The organism is Mesorhizobium sp. B283B1A, assembly GCF_020165735.1.
GTDB lineage: Bacteria > Pseudomonadota > Alphaproteobacteria > Rhizobiales > Rhizobiaceae > Mesorhizobium > Mesorhizobium opportunistum.
Map to the genome: position 1 here is coordinate 1 of NZ_JAIUIQ010000025.1, position 25,903 is coordinate 25,903.

The following is a 25,903-nucleotide window of genomic DNA, read 5'->3' on the forward strand; positions in this document are numbered from 1 at the left end:
ACGCTGTTTTGCTTGCAAAAGCCGCACCCCCACCCCGCTGCTTCGCAGCGACCCTCCCCACAAGGGGTAAGGTGAGAAGCGCCTTGTTTGCCCATACAACAGCGGTGTTGTGGAGCGGAAGAGCTGGACGCCCCACCTCCCCCTTGTGGGGAGGTCGGACCGCAGGTCCGGGTGGGGGTACTGGCGCAGACCTTCCAGAACCAATCCGTACCTCAAGCCGGCCGCCACATCGGAATGATCGAGGCGGCCAGCACCAGGGCCAGCACGATGTTGAGCGCGCGCCATTGCCATTCGGTCTTGAGCAGCCGGGCCAATACCATGCCGGCGACGCACCAGACGGACAGCGAGATGGCGGCGGCGAGGCCGAAGGTCGAGCCGAGCAGCAAGGCGAGTTGTCCAGGCCCATCGGCAAGGGCTGCAAAGGAGGCCGCCGCGCCCAGTCCCATCGCCCAACCCTTTGGGTTCATCCACTGGATGCCGGCGCCGCCAAGGAAGCTGTTCGGCCTGGCCATCGTCACATCGAGATTGGGTGGCCCGGCGCGGCCGATCTTGAGCGCCAGCCACAGGAGATAGAGCGAGCCGATCACCTTCATCGCCAATTGCAGCGAGGGCACCGCAAGCAGCAGGCCGGCAAGGCCGGCGGCGGCGGCCGCGGTCACCGTGGCGAGGCCGGCGGCGCTGCCGATCATCAGCGGAACCGACCGGCGAAAGCCGAACTGCGCACCCGAGGCGGTCGACAAGGTGGTGGCGATGCCCGGCGTGGCGGTGGCCACGAAGGCAAACAGGACGAGCGGCAGTATGGGCTGGAGCATGGGGCGTCCTTCGTCGGAGGCTCCATGGTAGGCTTGAACTTATATCAGTAAATGCAATGTTTGCGATGCATGACATTAGCGTTTATAATGCTGGGATGATCCGCAATCTCGATACCGCGCTGGTGCGCACCTTCGTCACCGTGGCCGACAAGGCGAGCATGACGGCGGCGGCCAATGCGCTGCATCTGACACAGGGCGCCGTCAGCCAGCAGGTCAAGCGGCTGGAGGACACGCTCGGCTGCAGCCTCTTCGAGCGCGACCGGCGCGGCCTGCGCCTGACGCGCTCCGGCGAGCGGCTGTTCGACAAGGCCAAGCGCCTGCTCAACCTCAACGACGAGATCTGGGCCGAGATGGCGGGAAGTGCTGTCGCCGGCCAGGTGCGGCTCGGCGTGCCCTACGATCTCGTCGGCACCTTGCTGGCGCCGGTGCTGAAGGCCTATGCCGAGACCTATCCGCAGGTCGAGATTTCGCTGGTCTGCGCCTCGTCGCCAGAACTGGCCACGGCCCTTGCGGGAGGAACCATCGACCTTGCGGTAATCGAGGAGCGGGTCGGACCCACGGCGGGCGAATGCCTTGCCGTCGACCGGCTGGTCTGGGTCGGCGCTAAGGGTGGCGTTGCCCGCGCCAAGCGGCCGCTGCCGGTTTCGATCGTCGCCGACACCTGCGCTTTCCGCCCGGCGGTGCTTTCGGCGCTCAACGAACATGGGCTGGAATGGCGCACCGTGTTCGAGAACGGCAATATCGACGCGACGACGGCCACGGTGCGATCGGACCTCGCCGTCACCGCCTGGCTCGCCTCGACCGTGCCTCCGGACCTCGACATCCTGCCGTTCGAGTCGGGCCTGCCGCCGCTGCCCAATTTTGCCATCAACCTGCATCTGCCAAGGCATGGCGTCGGCCCGGCGGCGCAGGAGTTTGCACGGTACATCCGCGATGGGTTGGCGCGGCGGCAGGTTGCGGCTTGAGACAAGCAGACCTTGGTCTCCTCAGTAGAGAGGAAAGGTGCCAGGGCCGTCCCGCTACTTCCAGTTCTTCCGCCGCTCGAGCTCCGCTTCGGACGGCTCTCCCGTGACAAACGAGCCGACCTCGATCTCGCCCGCGCGCTCGTAGGTGGCGATGATGACGCCGGTGCTGGTGGCCTGCGATTTGGCGAGCTTGAAGGCGGCCGGCATCGCGTCATCGCCGAACAGGCGCTTGCCCTTGCCCAGCAACAGCGGGAAGGTCATCAGCCGGATCTCGTCGACCAGCCCGTTGGCGAGTAGCGTCTGGATCAGATTGCCAGATCCCTGGATGAGCAGGTCAGGTCCATCCTCCTGGCTGAGGCCGCGCACCGTGGCGACGATATCTTCCCCAAGCCATTGCGTGTTCTGCCAGGTCAAAGTGTCCGGCCGGTGGGTCGCCACATATTTGGTTGCGGGGTTGAAGGCGTCCGCGATCGGATCCTTCTGATACGGCCAGTACGCGGCGAAGATGTCGTAGGTTCTGCGGCCGAGCAGCAGGGCAAAGGGCTTGGAGAAGAGTTCATCCATCGCCGCGCCCCCCACCTCGTCAAAGTAGTGGAAGGTCCAGCCGCCGAACTTGAAGCCGCCGACCGGATCTTCTTCCGGACCGCCGGGCGCCTGCATGACACCGTCGAGGCTGACGAAGGTGGCTGCGATGATCTTTCTCATTCGAATGCTCCCGTTTCTCCAATCCATGCCGTCGTGGCCGGATTCCAGCCCCAAGGACGGGCGATCGGCGGCCAATCCGACAGGGCACGCGAAATTCCTGGCGGCCCTCCGTCATTTCCGGGCGCGCGGTGCCGCTTCGAGACCTTTCGACGAGAACCAGACGTCGCTGAAGATCGCGGTGGCGGTGCGGTCCGGTGTCCTGTCGCTGGTCAGCCAGATCGAGCGGCTGCGCGTCGCCTCGTCGCGGGTCGGAATTTTTGTGGCAAGCTCCGCCACCGAGGCGCCGAAGCATGGGATGAACCAGGAGCGCATGAAGGGATCGCAGGCGAAGCCCCTGTCGGTACGGGTCACCATCACGGCCAGCGGTACGCGCTCGGCCGGGCGCCAGGGAAAGATCATGCGGCCGCCTGGGCGCAACGCCTCCAGCCATCCGGCCGGAGGGGCGACGACGCCGGCGTTGACATAGATGATATCGGATGGCGGCAAGGGCGTGGTCACGGCATCGCCATGGATGACGGTCGCATTGCCACAGGCTTCGAGATTTTTGCGTCCCAGATCGGCCAGCCTGCCGTCGAGTTCGAACGCGGTGACGGTGCCGTCAGGTGAAACCAGCCTGGCCAGCAAGGCTGTGTAGTAGCCGGTACCAGCGCCGATATGAGAAACGGCCTCGCCGGGTTTCGGCGCCAGCTTTCCGATCCACATGGCGTGCAGGAACGGCTCGCCATTGTTGATGCCCTTGTCGGCATCGAGCACCACCAGCACGTTCTGGTAGAGGTGCGCCGGGTCGGCGCTCGGCGTCGTGACCTTGCCGTTGCCGGCGATGATCGTCCACGGCCCTGGGCCAAGAAAGACTTCGCGCGGCACCTCGGCGAACACCTCTTCCAGGCGCGGGTCTGGCGAGGCGGCATTGGCCGCCATCAGCCGCGCGTAGAATTTCCTGATGTCCTCGATATTGCTCATGCCAATACGGAAGATAGCGCGGGCCGGCGATCTGTCGCGGATCATGCTCAGGAACGTGCGAACTGCCGGTGAGACCTCAGCCGCCGCCGAACATCGTGTCGTAGAGCAGCTTGAAGTTCAGCACCAGGATGATCGCCGCGACCACCCAGGCAAGGGCTGCGACGCCGCGCGGAATGGCGAGATTGCCCATCTTCTTCTTGTCGGAAACGAACTGCACCAGCGGCACCACCGCGAAGGGCAGCTGCATCGACAGGATCACCTGGCTGAACACCAGCAACTGGCCGGTGCCCTTTTCGCCGTAGAGCGCGGTGACGACCACCACCGGGATGATGGCGAGGCCGCGGGTCAAAAGCCGGCGCGCCCAGTTGGGGATGCGCAGGCGCAGGAACCCTTCCATGATGATCTGGCCGGCGAGCGTCGCCGTCACCGTCGAGTTCAGGCCCGACGCCAGCAGCGCCACGGCAAACAGGATGGAGGCGATGCCGAGGCCGAGCAGCGGCGACAGCAGTTCGAAGGCCTGGCCGATCTCCGCGACGTCGTGATGGCCGGTCTCGTGGAAGGCGACCGCCGAGACGATCAGGATCGCGGCATTGACGAACAAAGCCAGCATCAGGGCGATGGTGGAGTCCGTCGTCGCCCATTTGATGGCCTCGCGCTTGCCCTTCTCGGTGCGCTCATAGGCACGTGTCTGCACGATCGAGGAGTGCAAATAGAGGTTGTGCGGCATCACCGTGGCGCCGATGATGCCGATGGCGATGTAGAGCATCGCGGGGTTGGTGACGATATCGGAGGACGGCACGAACATCGCATGCAGGATCGTGCCGGCCGGCGGCGCGGCGACGAAGATCTGGATGGCGAAGCAGCTGAAGATGATGATCAGCAGTGCAATGACGAAGGCTTCGAGATAGCGGAAGCCCTTGTTCATCAAAAGCAGCACCAGGAAGGCGTCGAGCGCCGTCAGCACAGCGCCGCCGATCAGCGGAATCCCAAACAGCAGCTGCAGCGCGATCGCGGTGCCGATGACTTCGGCGAGATCGCAGGCGATGATGGCGAGCTCGCAGGCGATCCACAGCACGAAATTGACCGGGCGCGGGTAGTAGGCGCGGCAGGCCTGGGCGAGGTCGCGGCCGGTGGCGATGCCGAGCCGCGCGGCCAGCGCCTGCAGCAGGATCGCCATCAGGTTGGACAGCATGATGACGAACAGAAGCGTGTAGCCGAACTGCGCGCCGCCGGCGAGGTCGGTGGCCCAGTTGCCGGGGTCCATATAGCCGACCGAAACCATGTAGCCGGGGCCCATGAAGGCGAACAGGCGGCGGAACCAGACGCCCGAACTCGGCACGGCGATCGAAGAATTGACCTCGCGCAGGCTGGGCTGGTCGTCCTCGTCGCGCCTGGCGAAGTGCCATGCGGAACGGGAGGCTGTGGCTTCTGCTTCTGACATGGACAGGCTTTCCGAGACGTTCGGGAATGTCCATAACCTATGCCATGGCTCAACATTATGCAATATGCTATATTTCATTGTATGTGCTTTTTATCCGATACCTCGAAGCGCTGGTGACAGAGGCAATTGGGAACGCCGGTTGCGGCTAGGGGGGAATGCAAATAAACGGCCTGAAGAATCAGAGCCCGTGCTATAAAGCAGCAACGGCTAAACTCCCGAGGAGGAGCGCGCATTGGCGCTGAAGAACAGACCGGTCCCGCGCGAGCCACTGCCTGACGCCGACGTCCATTCGGAAGGATTCCGGCAGCAGCGCCAAGCGCGCCGCAGCGCGCTGGTCGAGGATTATGTCGAGCTGATCGCCGATCTGATCGAGGACGGCAACGAGGCGCGCCAGGTCGATATCGCCGCACGACTCGGCGTCGCCCAGCCGACGGTGGCCAAGATGCTGACGCGGCTGTGCGCCGACGGACTGGTGTCGAGAAAACCCTATCGCGGCGTGTTCCTGACAGAGGCCGGCCGCAAGGTCGCCGAGGAAAGCCGCATCCGCCACCAGACTGTGGAAGCTTTCCTGCGCTCGCTCGGCGTCAGCGCGGAGACGGCGCGCATCGATGCCGAAGGCATCGAGCACCATGTCAGCGCCGAGACGCTGGAAGCGTTCCGCAAGGCAATGACGGCGCGCTGAGCCGCGCCAGCCGCTCCCCGAGCCGCCGGAACCGTCCGATGTCATGCACGTTGCTCCTGGGACCGCGCGATGTCGCGCGCCAAAGGAGGAAGCGATGGGCATTGAACAGGCACCGACGGCGAAGGGCAAGCAGGCGGCCAGCGGATTGAAGCAGGCGGCTGCGAAGGACGAGCGCAAGACCGAGGCCGAGACCGGTCACCCCCTGAAGAAGGGCGCGGCGCGTTTCGAGGAGCGTTCGAAAAGCTCGGACGGCAAGAGCGCCGGCGCCAAGCAGAAGGGGTAAGTCCGTTGCGCGATGCAGGGTTGGTTCACTCGCGAACATCCTGCACCCAGCTTCTGGGATGGCCGTCGACGCGGAACTGGAAGATGAAATAGGGCGGAATGCAGGTGCCTTCGCCGGGCTTGGCTTCGGCCAGGTCGTCATAGCCGGCGGTGCAGATATAGTCCTCGCGGCAGGGATGCGCCTTGTCGCAGGCGCGCAGGCCGGCGGTCTTGGTGAACTCCCTGGTGCAGAATTTGTGATCCTTGCCCGCGGCGATGCAGTCGTTGAAGCCGGTCTTGGCCAGCCGGCCGCAGGTGGCCTCGTCGGGAAGCTTGTCGCAGGTCGCCTTGCGCAGCATGCCGCCGGGAAAGCCGCCGGTCTTCTGCTGCGGGTTGTCGTAGCGCTGACGCGCCGCGCCATAACCGGCGAGCTTCACCACCGGTTTCTTGTCGCGTGCGGGGTCGATGGCGCATGCCTTGGCGGTGGCCGGCGACAGACGGCAATACTGGTCGCTGCCCCATGTCGACATCTTGATCTCGCCGAACTCGACGGGGTCGCCGACCGCGGTGCCCTTCTCGCTGACGCAGGTGCCGAAACCCGGGTGGATGGAGCTTTCGTGGACGCCGGCGCAGCGCAGGCCGGCGCCGCAGGTCCAGTCCTCGAAGCTTGCGTCCTTACCGCTATAGCAGATCGAGCCCCAGCCATTGTAGAGGTCGGTGCCCTTCAGCGCCTTGGCATATTTCTGGTCGGGACGGGCGGCGAAACCTCTGGTGAAATCCGGATGACCGCCGGCGGCGAACTGCTCGACAATGGCGCGGCGGCGCGGCAGGTCGGCGAAGAAGACGGCCGAACCAGGCACGAAGACGGCGTTGCGGCGCGGCTCGCTGGCCGGGTCGGCGCCGGTGTAGTGGAAGCCGGCAATGCCATGCGTCTGGTGGCAGCCGGTACAGCTCATCTCGTTCAGCCGCAGCTCGAAGCCGGCCACGGACTTGATGGTGGCGAGCGTATTGCCCCGAGTGACATAGTCCTTCAGCGCCTTGTCGATATCGGCATCGTCGACCAGCCCATAGGCGATGTTGTTCTGCGAGCGGCTGAGGCCTCCAGGCGCGACCGAAACGGCGCTTTTGGCCAGGAATTTTTCGTCGATGACCAGCCGGCCATGGTCGAGGTCGTAGATGTTGCGGTCGGTGAGCAGCCATTTGGCGAAGGCCGGCTTGTCGGCCAGCACCGTCGCCCGATCGATCTGGTTCTCCATCCTCGATTCGTAGAAGCTCGAGGTCGCCGGATCCCATTTGAAGATCTTCAGGAGATACTCGGCGTGGCCGCCGAAATCGCGCCGCGTCGAGGCGGACAGGCGCAGCACCTGCATGTTGAGTTCGAGCCGCATGACCTGCGAGGAATTCAGCATGGCACCCGACAACGGGCCTTCGTCGGAGCGCAGCCAGGCGGCAAGCTGTTCGGGCGCCAGGTCCTTTTGCCCGGCGGCCAGCCAGCGCCGGGCGACGTCGGCGCAGGAAACATCGGTGGTATCAGGCAGATCCTTCGAGGCGCGGGCCTGCGCCTGCTTCGGCTTGGCGTTGAACACCAGGCTCATGGTCAACGGCAGGCGCGAGGAAATGCGCTGCGCAGTCTTCCCCCCGATTGGCTTGCCCTTGGCCGGCTTTTCCGCGACCGAATAGTGGAAGCGGTAGATCAGCCTGATCTCACCGCATTCGGTGTGGCCGAGATAGCCACGGTCCATGCGGTTGACGATGCCAGTCAGGTCGAGCGTAGAGCCGTCGTCGTCGATGTATTTCGGATTGAATTTCTGGCTGGTGTCCTTCGATTTCGCCATGGCGGCGACATAGGGATCGGGGCTGGTCTTCGGCTCCTCGGCGATCTGGAGCTTGACCGTGTCGCGCACCGTGGCCAGCGCCGGCACCGAAAACAGGCCGCGATTGTCAACCTCGCGGGTAAGGCCGAGTGCCGGCCCGAGCAGGCGACTGATCGAAAGACCGTCACGCTCCAGCGCCTGCAAGGTGGCGGGATCGGTGACGGCAACGCTGGAATCGAGCGTCACCGCGTCGGCGTCCATGACGCCAAGACAGAGCAGGGTCGCGAGCAGCGACAGGAATCGACCGATCGTCTTCAGTCTCACGTGCCCCTCCCGTTGCGGCGATGCTACAGGCGTTCGCCGGTCACGGCCAGTGCTCTGAAGCCGTCACGCGGGCGCTGAAAAATACTGTGACTTGGTGCAACCATTGGGATAATTGTTTGTTGGGTTGAGCCGGCCTGCCGGAGCAACGGGGACGTTTACATCACGGGGAGTTGCCATGCTCTGGAAAGGCCGTCGTCAGAGTGACAATATCGAGGACGACCGCAGCGACAGCGGCGGTGGCGGTATCGGCGGCGGTAGCCCTGGCCAGTTCCGCATCCCGATCGGCGGCCGTGCCGGCGGTGGCGGCAGCATCTTCCTCGTCATCCTGGTGGTCCTCGCCGGCTGGTATTTCGGCTTCGATCCCTCGACGATCCTGGGCGGTGGCGATGGCGGCCTGCTGCCCGGCGGCGGTGGCCAGATCACCGACAACAGCGGCGGCCAGGACAGCGGGACCGCCCCTGCCAATGACGAGATGAAGCAGTTCGTGGCGACCGTGCTCGCCGAGACCGAGGATACCTGGACCGGCATCTTCAAGTCGCAGGGGTTGACCTATGAAGACCCGAAGCTAGTGCTGTTTTCCGGCCAGGTCCGCTCCGCCTGCGGCTTTGCCTCTGCGGCTGCCGGACCGTTCTATTGTCCGGGCGATCACAAGGTCTATCTCGACATGACCTTCTTCCAGCAGCTCGACCAGCAGTTCGGCGCTTCCGGCGAGTTTGCTCGTGCCTATGTGATCGCGCATGAGGTCGGTCACCACGTGCAGAATCTCACCGGCATCATGGGCAAGTTCAACCAGATGCGGCAAGGCATGAGCGAAGCCGATGCCAACCAGCTGTCGGTGCGCATCGAGTTGCAGGCCGACTGCTTCGCCGGCGTCTGGGCGCACTACACCGGGCAGAAGGGCATATTGGAGCAGGGCGATTTCGAAAGCGCGCTCAACGCCGCCAAGCAGATCGGCGACGACACGCTGCAGAAGAAAATGCAGGGCTATGTCGTGCCGGAAAGCTTCAACCACGGCACCTCGCAGCAGCGGCAGACCTGGCTGGCGCGCGGCTACAAGAGCGGCAAGCTTTCGGATTGCAATACGATGAGCGGTGCAATCTGAGCACTCGATTCACGCCGGTAGCCTGACGGCGAACACGCCGTCAGGGGATGTCAGGATCAAACATTCCTGCTTGTTCCCGCATTGTTCCTTATTGCGGCCTCGCCTATAAGGTGCGTTCGCCCAGGCCCCGGGGCGGACCGAGGAGCTTGACCCGTCATGATCGATCCCAAAACCGCCAGGCGGGGCCTGGCGCTCGTTTTCACCACGCTGCTGCTCGACATCATCGGCTTCGGCATGATCATGCCGGTGCTGCCGGCCTATCTCAGGGAATTGACCGGGGTCAGCATCAGCGGCGCGGCGATCGAAGGCGGCTGGCTGTTCTTCGTCTATGCGGCGATGCAGTTTTTCTTCGCGCCGATCATGGGCGGCTTGAGCGATCGGTTCGGACGGCGGCCGATCCTGCTCGCCTCGGTGCTGACCTTCTCGATCGACAACCTGATCTGCGCGGTCGCGTGGTCCTACCCGATGCTGTTCATCGGGCGCGTGCTGGCCGGCATTTCGGGCGCCAGCTATTCGACGACATCGGCCTTCATCGCCGACATATCGAACGATGAGAACCGGGCGAAGAATTTCGGCCTGCTCGGCATCGCCTTCGGCGTCGGCTTCGTCATCGGGCCGGTGCTCGGCGGATTGCTCGGCACGTTCGGACCGCGGGTGCCGTTCTATTTCGCCGCCGGGCTTGCCTTCGTGAACTTCCTGATCGCGATGTTCTTCCTGCCGGAAACGCTGGATGAAAAGCATCGGCGCCGCTTCGAGTGGAAACGCGCCAACCGGTCGGCACGCTGCTGCAGATGCGCCAGTATCATGGCATCGGCTGGATCGGGCTCGTCTTCTTCCTGATGACGCTCGGGCACATGATGTACCCGGCGGTCTGGTCGTTCGTCTCCAATTACCGCTATGGCTGGAGCGAACAGCAGATCGGCTTCTCGCTCGGCGCCTTCGGCCTATGCGGCGCGATCATCATGGGCACGGTTCTGCCGCGCATCATCCCCAGGCTCGGCGAGTGGAGAACGGCGGTCATCGGGCTGACATTCACGGCGGCGAGCGCGTTCGGCTACGCCTTCGCCTCGCAGGGATGGATGATCTATGCGGTGATCGTCGTCGGCTGCCTGGAAGCGCTGGCCGATCCGCCGCTCCGAAGCCTCGCCGCCGCCAAGGTGCCGCCGTCGGCACAGGGCGAACTGCAGGGCGCGATGACCTCGATCTTCTCGATCACCTCGATCATCACGCCGCTGCTCTATACGGCGATCTTTTCCTGGTTCACCGGGCCAAGCGCGCCGGTGACTTTCGGTGGTGCGCCCTATCTGGTCGGTGCGTGCTTCCTGACGCTGGCGGTCATCGTCTTTGTCACCAAGGTGGCGCGGCCGGCGACGCGTGCAAATGTCACCACCGGCGTTGCCGAAGACGGAGCACAGGTATGAGCCACGACAGCCGCATTGCGCTGACAAAGGACGTGTCGCTGTCGCGGCTGGTCTTCGGTGCCTGGCGCCTTCTCGACGGAGCCGTGCGCCCGGATGCCGATCAAGTCGCAAGGCTGATCGGCAGCGCCGTCGATCTCGGCCTGACCAGTTTCGACCATGCCGACATCTATGGGCACTACGAGGTCGAGGCGGCGTTCGGCGCCGGGCTGGCGCGCTGGAAAGGCAAGCGCGAGCAGATCGAGTTGATCTCGAAATGCGACATCATGCTGGCGTCCGCCAACAGGCCGCGAAACCGGTTGAAGCACTACGACACCAGCGCCGCGCATATCACAGCCTCGGTCGACCGTTCGCTCACCAATCTCGGCACCGACTATCTCGACCTGTTGCTGCTGCACCGGCCGGATCCGCTGATGGATGCGGACGAGACGGCGGCGGCACTTGCCGCGCTGGTTAAATCAGGCAAGGCGAGGGCGGTCGGCGTGTCCAATTTCACGCCGTCGCAGTTCGACCTGCTGGCATCGCGGCTGCCGTTTCCCTTGGCCACCAATCAGATCGAGATGTCGGTGCTGAAGACGTCCGCGCTGACCGACGGCAGCCTCGACCACGCGCAGCGTCTCGGCTACGCGCCGATGGTCTGGTCGCCGCTCGGTGGCGGCTCGCTGTTCACCGGCAGGGAAGCGCGCGAGGCGCGGGTGCGGGCGGCGCTGGCGGCGGTGGCAGCCGAGATCGGTGCCGGCGATCTCGCCGCTGTCGCCATCGCCTGGCTGCTGCGCCATCCCGCCCGGCCAGTGCCGGTGCTCGGTTCGATGAACCCAGAACGTTTGGCCGCGATGGTCAAGGCGCTCGATATCGTGCTCGACCGCCAGCAATGGTTCGCCATATTGGAAGCCAGCGAAGGCCGGCCGGTGGCTTAGGCGCTTCTACGGTTCGATCCACTCGGCCGGAATGTCCAGTGCCTTGGCCAGCATGTTGCTGGTTTGCGCTGATGGTTTACGGCGATTGGATTCGAGATCCGACAGGAAACCCTGGCTGACACCAATTGCACCCGCCAATTCGGCTTGCGTCAGCTTGCGCCAGTTGCGCAGCGCCTTGAGGCGGCTGGAGCCCCGCAAAATGTCCATGGTCACGTCGGCAGGCAGGGTCTCTTCCGTTTTGAGCCCGGCCTTCCGTTCGTCGTAGATTGCTACATCGGCAGCGTCTTCCAGGTTTTCTTCGGCGGCATGAAGCAATGCCTCGTAGTCCGCCTTCGGGATGACGACCAGTTCTTCGCCGGTTGGGGTCCTTATGATTTGCGGAGCGTTCATGTGATCTGTCCTATGGTCGACTGTAGGTCGTCGTTTCACGCTTGCCGATACAGATAGCCAGAATCGTGGCGCGATCTTCATCGAATATGACGCGGTAGCGCCCGATCCGCAGCCTGTAACCGTCCCTGCCGGAAAGACGCTTTACATCTCCACGGCCGCTGACTGCGTAAGCGATCAAACCTTCGGAGACCTGCTCGCGGACATCGGCGGGCAGATTGTCTAGATCGCGAGCCGCCGATACCGAAAGGATGATCGTCTTCACAAGACCAGTATCGCAGATTTATCGCTATGAGTTAAGCGATATTATCGCAGATCGTCAATCTTGCAGGATCAAGCCCGCTCGGCCAGCAATTCCTCGCCGCGCTTTTCGCGGATCAGATTGACGAAGCGGCGGAACAGATAGTGCGAGTCCTGCGGGCCGGGCGAGGCCTCGGGGTGATGCTGGACCGAGAACACCGGGCGGCCGGTCAGCGCTATGCCGCAGTTCGAACCGTCGAACAGCGAGACATGGGTCTCCTCGACGCCGGCGGGTAGCGAGTCGGCGTCGACGGCAAAGCCGTGGTTCATCGAGACGATCTCGACCTTGCCGGTGGTGTGGTCCTTGACCGGATGATTGGCGCCGTGGTGGCCCTGGTGCATCTTGGCGGTCCTGCCGCCCAGCGCCAGCGCCAGCATCTGGTGGCCGAGGCAGATGCCGAACACCGGAATGTCGGTCTTGAGCAGATCCTGGATGACCGGCACGGCATAGTCGCCGGTGGCTTCCGGATCGCCGGGGCCGTTGGAGAGGAAGATGCCGTCGGGCTGCATGGCCAGGATCTCTTCCGAGCCGGTGCTGGCCGGAACCACGGTGACCTTGGCGCCGAGGCCGGAAAGCAGGCGCAATATGTTGCGCTTGACGCCGTAGTCGATGGCGACGACGTGCATGGAGGGCTCGGCCTGTTCGCCAAAGCCTTCGTTCCACACCCAGGGCGTCTCGCGCCAGACCGAGGACTGGCCCGAAGTGACCTCCTTGGCAAGGTCGAGCCCGATCAGACCCGACCAGGCGGCGGCGCGACGCTTCAGGTCTTCGAGGTCGAAGACGCCGTCGGGCGCGTGCGCGATGACGGCGTTGGGCATGCCCTTTTCGCGGATCAGCGCGGTCAGCGCGCGGGTGTCGATGCCCGAAAGCGCGACGATGCCGCGCTTCTTCAGCCACTGGTCGAGGTGACCGGCGGCGCGGTAGTTGGACGGATTGGTGACGTCGGCCTTGAACACCGCGCCCACGGCGCCGGCGCGTGCGACCGGATTGAGATCCTCGATGTCTTCGCCGTTGGTGCCGATGTTGCCGATATGCGGGAAGGTGAAGGTGACGATCTGGCCGGCATAGGACGGATCGGTGAGGATTTCCTGGTAGCCCGTGAGTGCCGTGTTGAAGCAGACTTCGGCGACAGCCGAGCCCGTGGCGCCAAGGCCGCGACCCTCGATGACGGTGCCGTCGGCCAGCACCAGCAAGGCGGTCGGCTTTTCGATTGCCCAGGCGGGCGTCATCTCGGCCATGTCGGCACTCCTATCAGGCCGCGCGCTTGCAACCGGCCCGTTGGGCCATCCGCGCGGCAAACGGCGCGAAGCGGCGAATTCGCGGCTCCACGCAGTCAGGCTTCAGTTCATGCAAGGCTGAGTACATAGGGGAAGGGGGCGGGGCGGTCAATGATCATGCGAAATGCGGCGGCGAAATATTTCATCCAGCAATATCAGACACTTGCCACGTGATATGAGGGTTTGCCTTGGCTTGCCGCCGGCGCTATTGTCCGCGCCGGCCGAAGGAGAAAGCATGATGCGCGGAAAAATCGCCGAATCCCTGAAGAGCGCGATGAAGGCCCAGGACAAGCACCGGCTGCCGACATTGCGGCTGATCCAGGCCGCCATACACGATCGCGACATCGCCAATCGCGGCGCCGGCAAGGGACCGGCCAGCGACGAGGAGATCCTGCAGATCCTGGCCAAGATGGTGAAGCAGCGCGAGGAATCGGCCAAGGCGTTCGAGGACGGCAAGCGGCCGGAACTGGCGGCGCAGGAGCGCGGCGAGATGGAGATCATCCGCGGCTTCCTGCCGACGCAGCTCGACGATGCGGCGATCGCGGCCGCGGCGCGCGAGGCGATCGCGGCGACGGGTGCCGCCAGCCAGAAGGACATGGGCAAGGTGATCGCCGCGCTGAAGCAGAAATATGCCGGCCAGATGGATTTCGGCAAGGCAAGCGGCATCGTCAAGGGGCTGCTGCAGTAGGGGCGCTGTCCATCATCCACCTCCGGAGCGATTTCAGCCGACCTGGTCGCCTCCGAACCCATGTCTTGGAATTGAAACTCGGATACCGCCGAGTCACCAAATGGCGAGCAGCTTTCGGAACGATCCCGGCGCCTTGCCATTATCACCATGAGGACAGGCTCGGATTGGGGATGCCGCAACGGGCCACTCAGATGACCCTGCGTCATCTCCTCAGCCTGCGACGCCAACACGAATATGCCGGAGGAAGCGATGACCGGACGCAGAACCCACGATCAGCAGATGCGCATCATTGAAGAGCGGGAAAATACCAAAAACGCCAGCAAGGATTTCGATGCGAAGGCGGACCTGAAACGGTCGCCAGCGGAACGTGAAGCGCTGCGCAAGGGCTCGGACATGAGGACCGACACACCTGATCTCGTCGATCCCGACGATCGCAACATCCTTCGCGGCAAAAATCAGGAAAGCGTCCATCACAAGAACCGCAACTAGGCACCGACCCTGCAACATCTTGGCATGAATTGGAGGCAGCCCTTGGCATGAATTGGAGGCAGCCCATGGCACGCGGTAGCAAGAAGCACATCGGAGCAGGTTCACAGGGAAAGGGGTCTGGCACAGGTGCCATGACTGTAACGCCAAAGGACAAGCTGGAAGAAAACCAGGTCCTTTCCAATCGCGACAAGGCACAGCATTCCCGGGAACGCGGTCTGGACTCCAAACAGGTCGCGACCGAGCAGCGCCAGGACCATGCCGCAAACCGTTTGCGGGACTGACGCCCCGCAGGGCGCCAGTCCCGGGTCGGCTGGTTGGCGAGCCGCCGGATTCGGTGACGCCGCTACTTGGCGCCGACGCTCTCCGGCCAGAGCGCCTGGATTTCCTTCGGCAGCGCGTCCCGCACCTTGGCCGACTGACCAAGGTCGATATGCCGGGTAAGAACCCGGAACACCGAGCGCGCGGCATCTTGGGGATCGACAGGGCGGATCGATTTCAATTCCTCGTCGATATGCTGCGAAAAATCTTCCAGGGAGCGCGTCTTGTCCGGCTCGGCTGCGGGCCGGTAGTGGTCGTAATAAGCACCGCGCACCAAGAGCGGCAGTTCCGCCCCAAGCTTGGCCGCAAGTCCGATCTGCAGCCTGTCCCTTATGGTCCGCAAGACCGCACCCAATATGTGCCAGGCAATCCGCCGATCCGGCCCATGATCTTTCATAATCTCGTCGAGCCAGATGTTCGTTGTCTGTAGCGTCCTGTCGAAAACATCCAAACCGGTAGCGCTCATCGTCGCGGCGGCTCGGCCAGGCTGCTAAGCGGACACCTCGAGCACGATCTTGCCGCGGACATGCTCGTTTTCCAGCCGTTCCTCGGCTGTGGCGACCTCTCCAAGAGGATAGACAGCCTGCACGAAGGGGGTGACCTTGCCAGCGTCGATAAGGCGGCCAATCTCCGCGAGCTGCGCCGCATTCGGCTCGGCCACATAGGAGACGCCACGCGCCCGATGCAAGTTTGCCTTTTCCTGCGAAGGTTGGGAAAGCGTGGAAACGAGTGTCCCGCCTGGCCTGAGCACCTCCCAGGAGCGGTCCTGCGTGTCGCCCGCGATGAGGTCGAACACAAGGTCGACCTCATCGACGACCTCTTCGAAACGCTGGTTCCTGTAGTCGACCGTCTGATCGGCGCCAAGCTCACGGACGAAGACGACATCCTCGGCCGAAACGGTTGTCGCGACGAACGCACCTGCGGCCTTGGCCAGCTGGATCGCCATATGACCGACGCCGCCGGCGCCGCCATGGATGAGTACCCTTTGGCCGGATTTGAGGCCTCCATGATCGAACAGGCCCTGCCACGCGGTGATGCCCGCAAGCGGCACCGCCGCGGCTTCGACGTGGCTTAGACGATCCGGTTTGGCGGCCGCCTCCGTCGCCTTGACCACGACGTATTCGGCATTGCCGCCTCGGTCCTGACCAAGCATGGCAAATAGCTCGTCGCCCTTCTTCAGCGTGTGCGCCCGCGTGCCGCATATTTCCACCGCGCCGGACACATCGCGCCCGAGCGTGACCGGCAGAGCCTGGTTCCTCGAACCTTCGCGGATCTTGTAGTCGACCGGATTGACGCTCGCTGCGCGGACCTTGAGCAAAACCTCGTCGTCAAGCGGCTGAGGCAAGGGGACTTGTTCGATGGAAAGAACCTCCGGCCCGCCAAAAGCATGGATACGAACTGCTTTCATATCGACACCTTCTCTGTCACGCATGGCTCGGCTGCGGGTTGCCGTTAGCAACGGAGCGGCCGGTTGCGGGCGCTCCGCGCTCATTTACCCATCATCCGCCAGCCGGCGTTTCCAACGTTATCGGCGATGAGCAGGTGTCATCGCCGATGAGCAGGGCGGTCCTGCTAGGCCGCGGACTGCGTCGGAGGGTTCTGATGCATCATCCAGAGCTCGATCGCAGCCAGGACCGCGACCAGAACGCCGATTACAACATGCACGCTCATAGCCGTGGTTGCCTGGAATCCAAGCACCCAGGGAGACACGAGTACCCAAAGACCCACAACGAGGTTCAGCCACTCCTCCCAGACAGCAAAGGCGGCGAGGGCGGCGATCGAAAGTACGACAATCACTATTCCGCTGCCCATGGCATTCTGGGACTGCGTTCCCGACGCGAAGGCGAATAGCCAGGGAGACACGAACAGAATTGCTCCTAGGATCAGATTTGCAACGTCACAAAGCTTGGCGTTTGACCACTGGTTCATGATTTTCTCCATCAAGCGTGCTTTCCACGCTTCCGAAGCTCAGCTGGTCGGCCTTGAGACCGCCGGTCAAATCGCGGCAAGGCTGCAACCAGACTTGCCGGCCTACTAACTGGGCCGGCTCACTAACTGGGCTGGCTTACTAACTAGATTGCAGTCCGTCGGTTCCAATCGACAAATCTGGAGCGCAGCCAGGCGCGTTTCGGCCCGCTGGATCCGTCCGCGAGGCACAAATGCCATCTTGACCTACGCGTGGTGTGTACGCGTTCTGGCCGACTTCCGCGCCGCCTGCTTCCTGCCGCGGGTGCCTTTGGTGCGCACTGCCTTGCGTGCGGCGGCGGAACGACCGGATGCACCTTTCGTCTCGGCCGCCTTCTCCGCGGCAGCCGAGCGTTCCTCGGCCGTCCGGCGCGAGGCCGCGCGCTTGGCCTGCTGCGACAGCGCCTCGTGCGATGCCGTGTTCTTCGGCTCGCGCTCGAGCACCTTGGAGACCGCTTTCGAGACTCGCGGCCGGCGTTTCGGCTTGCGTTCGCCCTGGCCAGCCTCATACGCATATTCGGCGCTCTTGCGCGTGCTCTCCTTCACCTTGCCCTTCTCGGGCGGGGGCAGGTCCACGCCTGCCCGTCTCGCCTCGGAAAGTCCGATGGCGATAGCCTGCCGCGTCGAGCGTGCGCCATGCTTCCCCTGGCGGACCTTTTCGATTTCGTCCCGCACAAACTCGCCGGCTTGCGTGCTCGGCGACTTGCCCTCGCGCTTGTCCTCTCGGGCCTTCTCCATGATTTTCTTGTCAGGCATTGTCATCTCTCCCAACTGTGGCGTTGCCGTTCGCGCTATGGTGCGCTCGTCTCAGGTGGTCAACGCGGCGAGGATGCAAATGATCCCAATCGCGGCCTATGCCGATAGTCACGGCCCGTCATTAACGACCGGTTTCCACTTGCACCTTTCGCGACTGGTTGGTCGGCATCTCTCCGGCGGGCCTCCGAGGCTCCAACGCGCGGCGTAGTGCCGGCGCTTCCTGCTGGATATGGTCCCAGAGCCGGTTCGCGACCGGGCCGTGCGGGCGGTCGCGGCGGCGCGCCACCACCAGCTCGTCGGTGCGGCCCGGCATATGCCGGCCGGCAATGGAACGCAGGCGCCCGTCATGCAACTCGTCCTCGATCAGGAAGCGGGGCAGGTGACCCCAGCCGAGGCCCTGCAGGATGATCTCCTTCTTCATGCCCTGGTCGGCCACGAGGCATTGCGGCGCGCCTTCGATCAGCGAATAGTTTTGTTGTGGCGAATGGCGGGCGCTGTCGCGCATCACGCATTGGGTGAGTGCCTGCATCTGATCGGGAGTGATCGGCTCCTTGATACGCTGCGGCAGAAAGCCAGGCGCCACCACGGGAATGAAGGGCACCTTGCACAAATCGACCCATTCCACCCGTGCATCGCCCTTATCGACCCAGTGCAGGATCAGATCGGCTTCGTCATCGAAGAGGCGCTCCCACGGACCGCCGACGGCTTCGAAGTGCAGATGGAGGCGCGTGCCGGGGCATTGAGCGAAGAACCGCCCGAGCATGCCAAGCACCTGCGGGCGCGGGCAGAGGTCGCCAATCACAACGTGGATTTCGCTTTCCTCGCCCATCGAGAGCTGGGCGGCGTGGACACGCAGACCTTCCAGTTCGCGCAGCAGCGCTTGCGCGCGGCGGTGGAACGACAGCCCTGCCTCGGTCGGGCGCACGCGATAGCCGCTGCGGTCCAGGAGAACGAGATCAAGCTGCCGTTCGAGCTTGGCGACGGCGGCGAACACCGCCGGATGCGAGCGGTGCAGCAGGGCGGCCGCCGGCTGAAAGCCGCCGGTGCGGATCACGGCATCGAAACATTGCAAGTCGTGCAAGGTGAATTCGGCCATGTCAGCTTTGACTACAGAGATTGTCCTATCTTTGTAATATCACCAAAAGCCGGCCGCAGCTACGCTTAGCCTCATTCAACGTTCCAGAAGGAATTTCATCATGAGTGAGCTGAACTTCGTGACTGTCGGCGATGGCACGCGCATCGCCTACCGCTTCGACGGCGACGCCGGAAAGCCGGTGCTGATGCTGTCGAACTCAATCGGCACGACGCTGCATATGTGGGACGGGCAGGTCGGCGAGCTGTCCCGGCATTTCCGTGTTCTGCGTTACGATTTTCGCGGCCATGGCGGGTCGAGTGTTCCGATCGGGGCCTATTCGCTCGACCGGCTCGGCCGCGACGTGATCGAGCTGCTCGATGCGCTCGGCCTTGGACGCGTGCATTTCCTCGGCCTGTCGCTGGGTGGCTTCGTCGGGCAATGGCTCGGCGTCCACGCGCCCGAGCGCATCGACCGGCTGATCCTGAGCAACACCTCGTCGCATCTCGGGCCGGCAAGCTATTTCGACGAGCGGATTGTCTCGGTACAGCAGGCGCCCGACATGTCGGAAACCGCCGAAATGTTCCTCAACAACTGGTTCCCCGCCAAGATGGTGGCGGCCAACGAGCCCATCATCGCGGAATTCCGCACCATGCTGCTGACGATCGACCGGCAAGGCCTGGCGGGTCTGTTCGCCGCCGTTCGCGATGCCGACCTTCGCCGCAGCGTGGCGCTGATCAACCGGCCGACGCTGGTGATCGCCGGCGAGCACGACACAGTGACGGCGGCCAGCCACGGCGAACTGATCGCCGCGGCGGTGCCCGGCGCGAAGCTGGTTGTCCTGCCCGCGGTTCACCTGTCGAATGTGGAGTATCCGGCGGAGTTCATAAAAACCGTGCTCGATTTCCTGCGCTGACCGAGAGTCCGTGGTCTGCTGTCTGGCGACGTAGTGGTCCTCACGGCTCCTTGCAGATCGGCACTGGTTGCGACGGTGCCGCCGGATGGTCTTTCTTGTATTGCACGATGATCGGCTCGAGGGTTTTGCGCGGCCAGAATTTCGGCGCGCCGATTTCTTTCAGGCAGGAGGCGTTCCAGTAGAGATCTGTGCCGGACAGCGAATGGCTTTTGGCCGATGCTTGCGCGACGGCGGCGATGTCGCGCGATTCCGGGTAGATGTATAGCGTCGTCGGGTTGTCCTTGACCATCGAGATGATCTGCCGCGCATCCGAAGGCGACCAACTGGTGCAGCCATTGCTGCGGCCGCCGGCATAGTCCACCAGCTTGCCGAACGGCACCAGACCATCGTGGTCGGCATAGGAGCTGTTCGGGCTTTTGCGCATGCACATGCCGTGCAGCACCTGCGCGGCATGGCCGCCGATCACGCGCTGCCTGGCGTTGGCGGCTTCGCCTTCGCCATCGAACTGGATGAAGGTGCGCTGGAAGGCCACGTCCTGCTTCGCGCCAGTGCGGTAATAGCCCTTGAACGAGGTTTTCGCCTCGCGGGTCATGTAGGCTCCGCCGGCGGTCAGCTCCGAATCCATGGCATTGCCGAAATTCTTCGCGCAGCGCCTGCCATTCGAGAAATCGACCGTGCCTTTCAGGTTGCGGCCGCCACCATGTCCCGACGAAATGGCGTGAAACGACTGGCTGGCTTCGCACACGACGTAATACCGGCGCCCCAGCACGCCGTTGCCCAGATCGCCGGGACGCGTGGCGTCCATGGCAAAATAGCAGGGGTTCCTGACGGCGCCCTGCGCGACCTTCTTGCGGTAAAGCGCGCGCGCCCGCTCCAGGACCACTTGCGAGATTTGGCCATCGCCGTCACCGACATGAGCCTGCAGCCAGGCCGGAATATCGGATGGCTGCAGCGCGGCGAAGGACCGGGCCGATACCGTCAAAGCGATGACGACAAGCGACAAGCCGGCGACGATACCCAAAGGGACAGATCTCAACCGCACCGGTTCAATTCTCCTGTCGAAGCCTTGCGAATCCTTGCCGCAAGCAGCCGATCATAAAATGCCTCGCGCCAATCGGCGAAACACATCTTGTTTAGCGCTCCGTCAAATAGGCACGAAGGCGGCGCGCAAAACGTCCGTAGGCCGGGATGCTGGCTCAAGGCTTGCGCCGCTCGACTGCGGATCCAGGGATGTGCGCGATTTTCGATCCCTTGGGATTGCGCTATCATCTGATTCTGGCACGGCCCGTGCCTCCTCCCTCCGCCGGGAAAGCATTCGTTCATGCGGGGCACTCCGATCACCGAACCGACTGTTCGAGCACAAGGCATGAGGAGGGGTTGCGAAAACTGCTCGCACCAGGAGGTTTTGCGATGATCGCGCCCATCTACCATCTGAAGCGTCAAGCCAGGCTGTTGTCGCGCGAGGCAAAAATCCCGCTCCACCAGGCACTTGACCGTATTGCCGCTCGCGAAGGTTTTGCCGGCTGGAGCCTGCTCGCGGCCAAGGTGGCCGAAATCTCGCCCGCCGCCAGGCTGTTTGCGCGGCTGGCGCCCGGCGATCTGGTCCTGGTTGGCGCGCGGCCGGGCCACGGCAAGACCCTGATGAGCCTCGAACTCGCGGCCGAAGCCATGAAGTCAGGCCATCGCAGCGTGTTCTTCACTCTGGAATATACACAAAGCGATGTGCTCGACCGGCTTCGCGCCATCGGCATCGAGCCGCAGCAGTTCGGCGGACTGTTCGAGTTCGACAATTCCGATGCCATCAGCGCCGGCTATATCGTCAAAGTGCTGGGATCGGCGCCGCGCGGCACGCTGGCGGTCATCGACTATCTGCAGCTGCTCGACCAGAAGCGGGAGAATCCCGAGCTGATGGACCAGGTTCGCATGCTGAAGGCCTTCGCACGCGACAGCGGCGTGATCCTGGTCTTCATCTCGCAGATCGACCGCTCATACGATCCATCGACGAAGCCGTTTCCCGGTATCGGCGATATCCGGTTGCCGAACCCGCTGGACCTGTCGCTGTTCAGCAAGGCGTGTTTCCTCAACAAGGGCGAGATCCGCTTCCAGGCGGCTTGAGCGTTCTCCCGGCCACGGCTAGAGAGCATGGATCATGGTCGAGATCGTCAGACCCGCGCTTGAACATCTGCCGTCCTACAAGGCGGCGCTTGAGCGCGGCTGGTCGCCGGACAATGTGCGGCTCTTGCAGGCGACGCGCGAGCAACTTGCGGCGATAGAAGAGAATCCGGTGGCGTTTCTGGCCAGCCTCGACGATCCCGAGGCGAAAGGTGGCCCGATCACCTTGCCCGACGGGACGAAAGTGCCACGCCTGCCGGGTTTCCGCCGCTGGATCTGGGACGGCGAGGCATCGGGCTCGATCGGCTTGCGCTGGCAGAAAGGCACGGCGGACCTGCCGCCGCATGTGCTTGGCCATATCGGCTATGCGGTGGTGCCGTGGAAGCGGCGGCGCGGCTACGCGACCGAGGCGCTGCGGCTGATGCTGGACGAGGCGAGGGCGGTTGGCCTGGCTCACGTCGAGATCACCGCCAAGCCGGGCAACCCGGCGTCGCACAAGGTGATCCTGGCCAATGGCGGCAGGCTGGTCGAGCGCTTCTTCGAGGATGCCGCCTATGGCGGGGCGGAGAGTTTGCGGTTCCGGATCAAACTGTAGCCGGCGCCATCCTCACCCGTGCTCGTCAGCACACGGCGCGTGGTCGGACAGGGCACGGATGGGGTGGGGGTGGTTGAGGCGCTACTCGGCGGCGGCCGTCAGCGGCGGCGTGGCATTGCTGCGCGCTTCCCAAAGATACGAGGCGAGTGCCACGAGCACGGCGACCAGCATCGCGAAAGTGCCAAGCAGCGGCAGGCTGCGATAGCCGAAGCCGCTGTTCAGCATGGCGGCACCCAGCGACGCCGCCAGCGCGATGCCGACATTGAAGCCGGACGGGATCAGCGAGGAGGCGAGGTTCGACGCGTCCGCGGTCCAGGCCAGGATGCGGGTCTGGATCGGCGTGCCGATGGCGAAGTTGAGGCCGCCCCAGATGACGATCGCAACGATCATCGGTAGGGGATAGGGGCTGACGGCATAGATCACCGCCAGCGTCACCGCCTGTAGGCCAAGCATCGTGATCAGCGAGGGCATCAGTTTCCAGTCGGAGAGCTTGCCGCCGAGGAAGACGCCGAGCGTGGCGCCGACGCCGTTGAGCAGCAGCACCCAGGGCACCAGATCCTCGTCCAGCCCGGTGATCTCAAGCAATGTCGGGGTGATGTAGGTGAACAGGCCGAACTGGCCGATCATCAGCATCAGCATCAGGATCAGCGAGGTCCAGACCTGCTGGCGCGCCAGCACGCGGACCTCGCGGGCAAGGCCGGCATGCTTCGCTTGATATCCCGTGGTGCGCGGCAGAAGGGCGGCCATGGCAAAAGTTGCCGCGACGCCCAGCGCGCACATCACCCAGAAGGTCGCGCGCCAGCCCCAGATGTTGCCGATCGCGGTGCCCGCCGGCACGCCGATGACGTTGGAGACGGTCAGTCCGGACAGGATGACGGCGACCGCCATGCCACGCTGGTCCTCACGCACAAGGCCGACCGCCACCACCATGGCGACGCCGAAATAGGCGCCATGCGCGACCGCGACGGCAATACGCAACAAGAGCATCGAGGTGAAGTCCGGCGCCAGCGCGCAGGCCGCCTGGCCGATGGTGAAGACGATGGCGAGGCCGAGCAGCAAGGTCTTGCGCGAGATCGATTTGGTGGCGAGCGCCAGCAGCGGTCCGCCAATGGCGATGCCGCAGGCGTAACCCGAAACGAGATAACCCGATGTGGGAACCGAGACGCCGAGCCCCTGTGCCACCTGCGGCAGCACGCCGGCGATGACGAACTCGGTGGTGCCGAAGGCGAAAGCGGCGATGAACAGGGCGATGAGTGGAAGCGACATGGGAAAAGCCTTGGCTGGAACGGCCTCAAACCACGGATGGGCCTTGCGGGCAATCCAGAAATTGTGGGCGTCGGTTTAGGTTTTCTTCAGTGAGGGTGCAAGGCGGTGAAGCTGCCAATCTCCCCCCAAGTGGGGGAGATGGCCGACAGGCCAGAGAGGGGCGCTGTCCCGCCACCCTATCAATTTTCTGCCCCTGGGACTGACGCCTGCGGCAAATTAAAAAATCAAAAGGCGATCAAAGGCCGCGCTCTACGGCGCCCCCCCTCTGTCCTGCCGGACATCTCCCCCACAGGTGGGGAGATTGGCAGCTTCACCGCCTCAGCTGGCCTTCAACCTCGATCCTGTCAGCAGGCCGCGCTCTTCCAGGACGGGATAGGCCATCGACGCCAGCAGCGAGTTGATCTGCTTCAGGTCGCGGATGGTGTCGAGGTGGATCGAGCTGGTTTCGACGCTCTTGGCGGTACCCTCGCGCAGCCGCAGGAAATGGCTGGCGCTGGTTTCCTTCTCGCGGTCACGCAACTGGTCCTTTTCCAGCACCAACTGACGGGCGGTTTCGGGATCGCGCGACACCAGCACGTTGAAGGCAAGCCGGGCGTTGGCCAGCACCGAGCCGTGGAAGGCGCACAATTCGCTCCAGCCTTCGTCGGTGAATTCCAGCCCGCGGTCGAACTTCTTCTTCACATGCACCAGCATGTTGCGCACGATGATGTCGCCGACCTGCTCCAGCTTGACGCAGGCGCCGATCAGCTCCTGGCAACGCAGCGCCTCGTCCTCGGTCAGCGGGTTCTTGGTGACCTTGGCAAGATAGAGCTTTATGGCCGCGTGCTTGCGGTCGACGCGGTCGTCGAGCGCGGCCAGCGCCTTGATCTTGTCGGTGTCGGCACTCTCATAGAGCTCGATGATGCGCTTCAGCATGATCTCGACCGTCTCGCACACCCGCACCACCTCGCGCGTGGCGTTGGCCAGCGCCTGGCTGGGCACGTCGAGCGCGCTTTCGTTGAGCGCGGAAAGCTCGACGATGTCGAGGGAGGCGGCCGGCGCGGCTTTGGTGCCGAGCGCCACGATCTTCTCGGAAACGCGGTAGACGAAACCGGCCAGCGGCAGGCCGGCGAGCAGGATGATCACGTTGAACAGGATGTGAGCGTTGACGATCTGGTCCGACGCCGTCGCGCCGAGGAAGCCGACATGCGGCCTGAAGATCATGAACAGGACCAGCATGACCAGCGAGCCCAGCCCGCGCATCAGGAGATTGCCGATCGGCACGACGCGCACGGCGGGCCCGGCCGAGCGGGTCAGCATCGGCGCGATGATCGAGGAACCGAGATTGACGCCAAGGATGAGGACGACGCCGAGTTCGGGGCTGATAAGGCCACGCCCGGCGAGCGTCGCCATCAGCAGGACCGCCGCGATGCTGGACTGGAACAGCCAGGTGATCAGCGCCGCCAGCAGGTAGGCGGTGATGGAATCGCTGGAGAAGTAGTTGATGATGACCGGCATGAGCTGGCTGTTGCGCAGCGGCTCCGACGCCTGGCCGATCATTTCCAGCGACAGGATCAAAAGGCCGATGCCGACCAGGATGCGGCCGGTCTGGCGCCAGTCGCGCCGCTCGGTGGCCATGAACATCACCGTGCCGGTGATCAGGCAAAGCGGCACCAGCAGCGTCAGATCGAAGGTCAAAAGCTTGACCACGAGCGCCGAGCCGATCTCGGCGCCGCGCACCGCCAATTGGCCCGCGGCACCCGAGACGATGCCGGAACCGGCGAAGGAACCGACCAGCAGGGTGACTGCGGTCGAGCTTTGCAAGGCGATCGCAAGGCCAGTGCCGGCCAGCACCGCCATGATCGGATTGCGCATGGTGGCGCGCAATTTGTGGCGCAGCACATCGCCATAGGCGCGTTCGACGCCGGTCTTGACCATGCGGGTGGCAAACAGCATCAGCGCCACGGCGCCGGCCAGATGCAGAAGGACGACGGAACCGCTCATCGGGGCACCTGCACGCAGGAACGGGCCGCGACGCGGACAGCGCGATGGGCAGGGCGGAAAGCTGGGGTGCGAATCACGGTCATGGCAGTCATCGATGGTAGCAGGGATAATAGCTGGAATATTTTAGCCGGATAATAAAATTTGTCGATTTCAACGGCCCACGGGGGCGCGACGGGCCGTGTCGGAAAATGGACGGAGGCGAAATTGGTTGCATTTCGGGGCCACGGGCGGGACGGCAGTTCGGCCAGCTCTGCCGCGCTTTTGGTGCCTGTCCTTGCGTGACTGTTCAACTCATTGCGCTAAACCAGCGAATTCATTACATAATTGTAATGCTGGTGTTCAGTTTCAGTTCATCCATTGACCGCTACTCCTCGGGA

27 protein-coding genes and 1 pseudogene are annotated in these 25,903 nt (G+C 63.9%); 12 read left to right on the plus strand and 16 right to left on the minus strand.

The window, feature by feature from the left end:
* Positions 1 to 212 precede the first annotated feature (212 nt).
* Positions 213 to 812, minus strand: coding sequence for a LysE family translocator (locus LB577_RS20890; protein WP_224688144.1), 600 nt, complete (start codon positions 810 to 812; stop codon positions 213 to 215).
* 95 nt (positions 813 to 907) lie between these two features.
* Between LB577_RS20890 and LB577_RS20895 the strand changes: the two genes are divergently transcribed.
* On the plus strand, positions 908 to 1,777 hold the full coding sequence (locus LB577_RS20895; RefSeq protein WP_023767131.1) for a LysR substrate-binding domain-containing protein: 870 nt from the start codon (positions 908 to 910) through the stop codon (positions 1,775 to 1,777).
* 54 nt (positions 1,778 to 1,831) lie between these two features.
* Here LB577_RS20895 and LB577_RS20900 read toward each other — a convergent pair whose 3' ends face one another.
* The 3 genes from LB577_RS20900 to LB577_RS20910 form a co-directional block, all read right to left on the minus strand.
* Positions 1,832 to 2,482, minus strand: a complete 651-nt coding sequence (locus tag LB577_RS20900) for a dihydrofolate reductase family protein (protein WP_224688145.1) — start codon at positions 2,480 to 2,482, stop codon at positions 1,832 to 1,834.
* Between the two features lie 111 nt (positions 2,483 to 2,593).
* Positions 2,594 to 3,442: a protein-L-isoaspartate O-methyltransferase family protein gene (locus tag LB577_RS20905; RefSeq protein WP_224688214.1), complete on the minus strand. Its 849-nt coding sequence runs from the start codon at positions 3,440 to 3,442 to the stop codon at positions 2,594 to 2,596.
* 76 nt (positions 3,443 to 3,518) lie between these two features.
* Positions 3,519 to 4,883 (minus strand): Nramp family divalent metal transporter, encoded by a 1,365-nt coding sequence (locus LB577_RS20910; protein ID WP_224688146.1) that lies wholly within the window; start codon positions 4,881 to 4,883, stop codon positions 3,519 to 3,521.
* Between the two features lie 232 nt (positions 4,884 to 5,115).
* Here LB577_RS20910 and mntR point away from each other — a divergent pair, with 232 nt between their 5' ends.
* Both mntR and LB577_RS20920 read left to right on the plus strand, forming a co-directional pair.
* Complete coding sequence (gene mntR, locus LB577_RS20915) at positions 5,116 to 5,565, plus strand: manganese-binding transcriptional regulator MntR (RefSeq protein ID WP_013893617.1); 450 nt, start codon at positions 5,116 to 5,118, stop codon at positions 5,563 to 5,565.
* A 94-nt stretch (positions 5,566 to 5,659) separates the two neighbouring features.
* Positions 5,660 to 5,848, plus strand: a complete 189-nt coding sequence (locus LB577_RS20920; protein WP_224688147.1) for a hypothetical protein — start codon at positions 5,660 to 5,662, stop codon at positions 5,846 to 5,848.
* Positions 5,849 to 5,873: 25 nt separating this feature from the next.
* Here the strand turns inward: LB577_RS20920 and LB577_RS20925 are convergent, their stop codons facing one another.
* On the minus strand, positions 5,874 to 7,964 hold the full coding sequence (locus LB577_RS20925) for a hypothetical protein (RefSeq protein ID WP_224688148.1): 2,091 nt from the start codon (positions 7,962 to 7,964) through the stop codon (positions 5,874 to 5,876).
* Positions 7,965 to 8,139: 175 nt separating this feature from the next.
* On the opposite strand from LB577_RS20925, the gene LB577_RS20930 reads away from it, so the two are divergent.
* The 3 genes and pseudogenes from LB577_RS20930 (at position 8,140) to LB577_RS20940 (ending at position 11,401) form a co-directional block, all read left to right on the plus strand.
* Positions 8,140 to 9,066, plus strand: a complete 927-nt coding sequence (locus LB577_RS20930; RefSeq protein WP_224688149.1) for a neutral zinc metallopeptidase — start codon at positions 8,140 to 8,142, stop codon at positions 9,064 to 9,066.
* Positions 9,067 to 9,222: 156 nt separating this feature from the next.
* Positions 9,223 to 10,487 (plus strand): annotated as a pseudogene (locus LB577_RS20935) (TCR/Tet family MFS transporter).
* Positions 10,484 to 11,401 (plus strand): aldo/keto reductase family oxidoreductase, encoded by a 918-nt coding sequence (locus LB577_RS20940; RefSeq protein WP_224688150.1) that lies wholly within the window; start codon positions 10,484 to 10,486, stop codon positions 11,399 to 11,401. The pseudogene LB577_RS20935 and the gene LB577_RS20940 overlap by 4 nt, the downstream one beginning before the upstream one ends.
* 6 nt (positions 11,402 to 11,407) lie before the next feature.
* Here LB577_RS20940 and LB577_RS20945 read toward each other — a convergent pair whose 3' ends face one another.
* The 3 genes from LB577_RS20945 to carA all read right to left on the minus strand — a co-directional run bounded on the left by LB577_RS20945 (position 11,408) and on the right by carA (position 13,327).
* A complete protein-coding gene (locus LB577_RS20945; protein ID WP_224688151.1) occupies positions 11,408 to 11,791 on the minus strand; it encodes a helix-turn-helix domain-containing protein in 384 nt (127 codons plus the stop codon).
* Positions 11,792 to 11,801: 10 nt separating this feature from the next.
* Entirely contained in the window at positions 11,802 to 12,053 is a 252-nt protein-coding gene (locus LB577_RS20950; RefSeq protein ID WP_224688152.1) for a type II toxin-antitoxin system RelE family toxin, read from the minus strand.
* Positions 12,054 to 12,121: 68 nt separating this feature from the next.
* Positions 12,122 to 13,327, minus strand: a complete 1,206-nt coding sequence (gene carA, locus LB577_RS20955) for a glutamine-hydrolyzing carbamoyl-phosphate synthase small subunit (protein ID WP_224688153.1) — start codon at positions 13,325 to 13,327, stop codon at positions 12,122 to 12,124.
* A 277-nt stretch (positions 13,328 to 13,604) separates the two neighbouring features.
* On the opposite strand from carA, the gene LB577_RS20960 reads away from it, so the two are divergent.
* From LB577_RS20960 to LB577_RS20970, 3 genes are all read left to right on the plus strand, one after another.
* On the plus strand, positions 13,605 to 14,054 hold the full coding sequence (locus tag LB577_RS20960; RefSeq protein WP_224688215.1) for a GatB/YqeY domain-containing protein: 450 nt from the start codon (positions 13,605 to 13,607) through the stop codon (positions 14,052 to 14,054).
* 249 nt (positions 14,055 to 14,303) lie between these two features.
* Complete coding sequence (locus LB577_RS20965; RefSeq protein ID WP_013893625.1) at positions 14,304 to 14,543, plus strand: hypothetical protein; 240 nt, start codon at positions 14,304 to 14,306, stop codon at positions 14,541 to 14,543.
* A 65-nt stretch (positions 14,544 to 14,608) separates the two neighbouring features.
* Positions 14,609 to 14,824 (plus strand): hypothetical protein, encoded by a 216-nt coding sequence (locus tag LB577_RS20970; RefSeq protein WP_013893626.1) that lies wholly within the window; start codon positions 14,609 to 14,611, stop codon positions 14,822 to 14,824.
* Between the two features lie 62 nt (positions 14,825 to 14,886).
* On the opposite strand, the gene LB577_RS20975 is transcribed toward LB577_RS20970, so the two are convergent.
* From LB577_RS20975 to LB577_RS20995, 5 genes are all read right to left on the minus strand, one after another.
* Positions 14,887 to 15,327 (minus strand): DUF2267 domain-containing protein, encoded by a 441-nt coding sequence (locus tag LB577_RS20975; RefSeq protein WP_224688154.1) that lies wholly within the window; start codon positions 15,325 to 15,327, stop codon positions 14,887 to 14,889.
* A gap of 24 nt (positions 15,328 to 15,351) precedes the next feature.
* On the minus strand, positions 15,352 to 16,269 hold the full coding sequence (locus LB577_RS20980) for an NADP-dependent oxidoreductase (RefSeq protein WP_224688155.1): 918 nt from the start codon (positions 16,267 to 16,269) through the stop codon (positions 15,352 to 15,354).
* Positions 16,270 to 16,433: 164 nt separating this feature from the next.
* A complete protein-coding gene (locus LB577_RS20985) occupies positions 16,434 to 16,790 on the minus strand; it encodes an SPW repeat protein (protein WP_140572030.1) in 357 nt (118 codons plus the stop codon).
* A gap of 243 nt (positions 16,791 to 17,033) precedes the next feature.
* On the minus strand, positions 17,034 to 17,582 hold the full coding sequence (locus tag LB577_RS20990) for a DUF6496 domain-containing protein (protein ID WP_224688156.1): 549 nt from the start codon (positions 17,580 to 17,582) through the stop codon (positions 17,034 to 17,036).
* A 121-nt stretch (positions 17,583 to 17,703) separates the two neighbouring features.
* Positions 17,704 to 18,678: a LysR family transcriptional regulator gene (locus LB577_RS20995; RefSeq protein WP_224688157.1), complete on the minus strand. Its 975-nt coding sequence runs from the start codon at positions 18,676 to 18,678 to the stop codon at positions 17,704 to 17,706.
* Positions 18,679 to 18,778: 100 nt separating this feature from the next.
* Here LB577_RS20995 and LB577_RS21000 point away from each other — a divergent pair, with 100 nt between their 5' ends.
* Positions 18,779 to 19,570 (plus strand): alpha/beta fold hydrolase, encoded by a 792-nt coding sequence (locus LB577_RS21000; RefSeq protein ID WP_013893633.1) that lies wholly within the window; start codon positions 18,779 to 18,781, stop codon positions 19,568 to 19,570.
* A 40-nt stretch (positions 19,571 to 19,610) separates the two neighbouring features.
* Here LB577_RS21000 and LB577_RS21005 read toward each other — a convergent pair whose 3' ends face one another.
* Positions 19,611 to 20,612 (minus strand): murein L,D-transpeptidase catalytic domain family protein, encoded by a 1,002-nt coding sequence (locus LB577_RS21005; protein ID WP_224688158.1) that lies wholly within the window; start codon positions 20,610 to 20,612, stop codon positions 19,611 to 19,613.
* Between the two features lie 368 nt (positions 20,613 to 20,980).
* Here LB577_RS21005 and LB577_RS21010 point away from each other — a divergent pair, with 368 nt between their 5' ends.
* Together LB577_RS21010 and LB577_RS21015 are read left to right on the plus strand one after the other, a co-directional pair.
* Positions 20,981 to 21,685 carry a DNA helicase gene (locus tag LB577_RS21010; RefSeq protein WP_224688159.1) on the plus strand — a complete coding sequence of 235 codons (705 nt, stop codon included), beginning with the start codon at positions 20,981 to 20,983 and terminating at the stop codon, positions 21,683 to 21,685.
* Positions 21,686 to 21,719: 34 nt separating this feature from the next.
* The gene (locus tag LB577_RS21015; protein WP_224688160.1) at positions 21,720 to 22,277 is read left to right on the plus strand and encodes a GNAT family N-acetyltransferase; all 558 of its coding nucleotides are present in this window, start codon (positions 21,720 to 21,722) and stop codon (positions 22,275 to 22,277) included.
* A gap of 81 nt (positions 22,278 to 22,358) precedes the next feature.
* On the opposite strand, the gene LB577_RS21020 is transcribed toward LB577_RS21015, so the two are convergent.
* Together LB577_RS21020 and LB577_RS21025 are read right to left on the minus strand one after the other, a co-directional pair.
* The gene (locus LB577_RS21020) at positions 22,359 to 23,543 is read right to left on the minus strand and encodes an MFS transporter (protein WP_224688161.1); all 1,185 of its coding nucleotides are present in this window, start codon (positions 23,541 to 23,543) and stop codon (positions 22,359 to 22,361) included.
* A gap of 318 nt (positions 23,544 to 23,861) precedes the next feature.
* Complete coding sequence (locus LB577_RS21025) at positions 23,862 to 25,526, minus strand: Na/Pi cotransporter family protein (protein ID WP_224688162.1); 1,665 nt, start codon at positions 25,524 to 25,526, stop codon at positions 23,862 to 23,864.
* Between the last annotated feature and the right edge of the window lie 377 nt (positions 25,527 to 25,903).